2 protein-coding genes are annotated in these 1,425 nt (G+C 71.1%); both read left to right on the top strand.

The genetic code is table 11. The features are described 5' to 3' along the window. Window positions 1–72: 72 nt before the first annotated feature. The gene (locus tag ACFWGZ_RS40970; RefSeq protein WP_376687882.1) at window positions 73–495 is read left to right on the top strand and encodes an SHOCT domain-containing protein; all 423 of its coding nucleotides are present in this window, start codon (window positions 73–75) and stop codon (window positions 493–495) included. Window positions 496–705: 210 nt separating this feature from the next. Next, the gene (locus ACFWGZ_RS40965) at window positions 706–1,260 is read left to right on the top strand and encodes a heme-binding protein (RefSeq protein ID WP_382456967.1); all 555 of its coding nucleotides are present in this window, start codon (window positions 706–708) and stop codon (window positions 1,258–1,260) included. Window positions 1,261–1,425: the final 165 nt, after the last annotated feature.

Genomic DNA, 1,425 nt, shown 5'->3' with positions numbered 1-1,425 from the left:
TATATGCGGTGATATGACTGGTTTACCCCTGTTCATCACCGCGCAGAACGCGCGTCGGCCGAGGAGAGATCTGTGGACGACTACCCCATGCTCAACCTCTTCTGGACCATGCTGGTGTTCTTCCTCTGGATCATGTGGCTGTTCCTGCTGTTCAAGGTCATCACGGACATCTTCCGCAGCCACGACCTGGGCGGCTGGGGCAAGGGGGGCTGGCTGATCCTCTCCCTGCTGCTGCCCTACATCGGCGTACTGCTGTACGTGATCTTCCGGGGCGATTCCATGGCCAAGCGCGAGGTCAAGGACGCCCAGGACCGCGAGGCCGCCTTCAAGTCGTACGTACGCGAGGCGGCCAACTCCCCCGACAGCGGTACGGGCGGGACCGGCGCCCAGCGGAGCAGCCACGCCGACGACCTGGCGAAGCTCGCCGATCTCCGTGACCGGGGCGCGCTCACGGACGAGGAGTACCAGCGGGCGAAGGCGAAGCTCCTGGTCTGAGCGGCACCGCAGCACACGGGCACCCTGAGCGACGGTCACGGACACGGCGACCGCATCATCCGATCGGTGGACCCGGCCGTCGGCCGTCGGGGGCCCGGAAGGGAGCCCGCAGGTCGACCGGGACGGGCCGGACGCGACCCGAGGATGGACGGCGGAGCGGGAACGCGGAAATCCCCGAACCGCCCGGCCGAACCCGAGGAGTCGTTCACCATGAAGAAGCTGTCGCTGCGCACCCGTGTCCTGACCGGTGCCGTCGTTGTCGCCGCCCTCGGCGCCGGGACCTTCGGCACGATGTCCGCCAGCGCGTCCGCCCCGGCCGCCGCGCCCGCCGCCGTCACCGCCGACGCCGCGGACGGCAACCTCCAGCAGAGCACCCACCTGACGCTGGCCGCCGCCACCAAGGCCGCCCAGGCTGCGCTCGACGCGGCGAAGAAGGAGAACCAGCGGGTCTCGGTCGCGGTCGTCGACCGCAACGGCAACACGATCCTGACCCTGCGCGGCGACGGCGCGGGCCCGCAGGCCTACGAGTCGGCCGTGAAGAAGGCGTACACCGCCGTGTCCTGGAACGCCCCGACCTCCGAGCTCGCCCAGCGCCTGGCCAACGCCCCGACCCTGAAGGACATCCCGGGCACCCTGGTCCTCGCGGGCGGCGCCCCCGTCACCGTGAAGGGCGCCCCGGTCGCGGCCATCGGCGTGGCCGGCGCCCCCTCCGGCGACCTGGACGAGAAGTTCGCCCGGGCAGGCGTGGCCGCACTCACCAAGTAACCGCCCGAACCGCCCGAACAGGCCGAACGACAGGAGCCGTACGGACATGAACGCCCTCGATCAGGAACTGCTCGACGCCGCGCGAACCGGTCGCCCCGACCGGGTGCGGGCCGCGATCGAGGGCGGCGCCCGTGTCGACTGCCGCGACGGGGAGCTGCGCACCCC

The organism is Lentzea sp. NPDC060358, from assembly GCF_042725365.1.
In the GTDB taxonomy this organism is placed as follows: domain Bacteria; phylum Actinomycetota; class Actinomycetes; order Mycobacteriales; family Pseudonocardiaceae; genus Lentzea.
The sequence above is the reverse complement of the archived record's forward strand: the minus strand, read 5'-3'. Positions and strand labels throughout refer to the sequence as shown.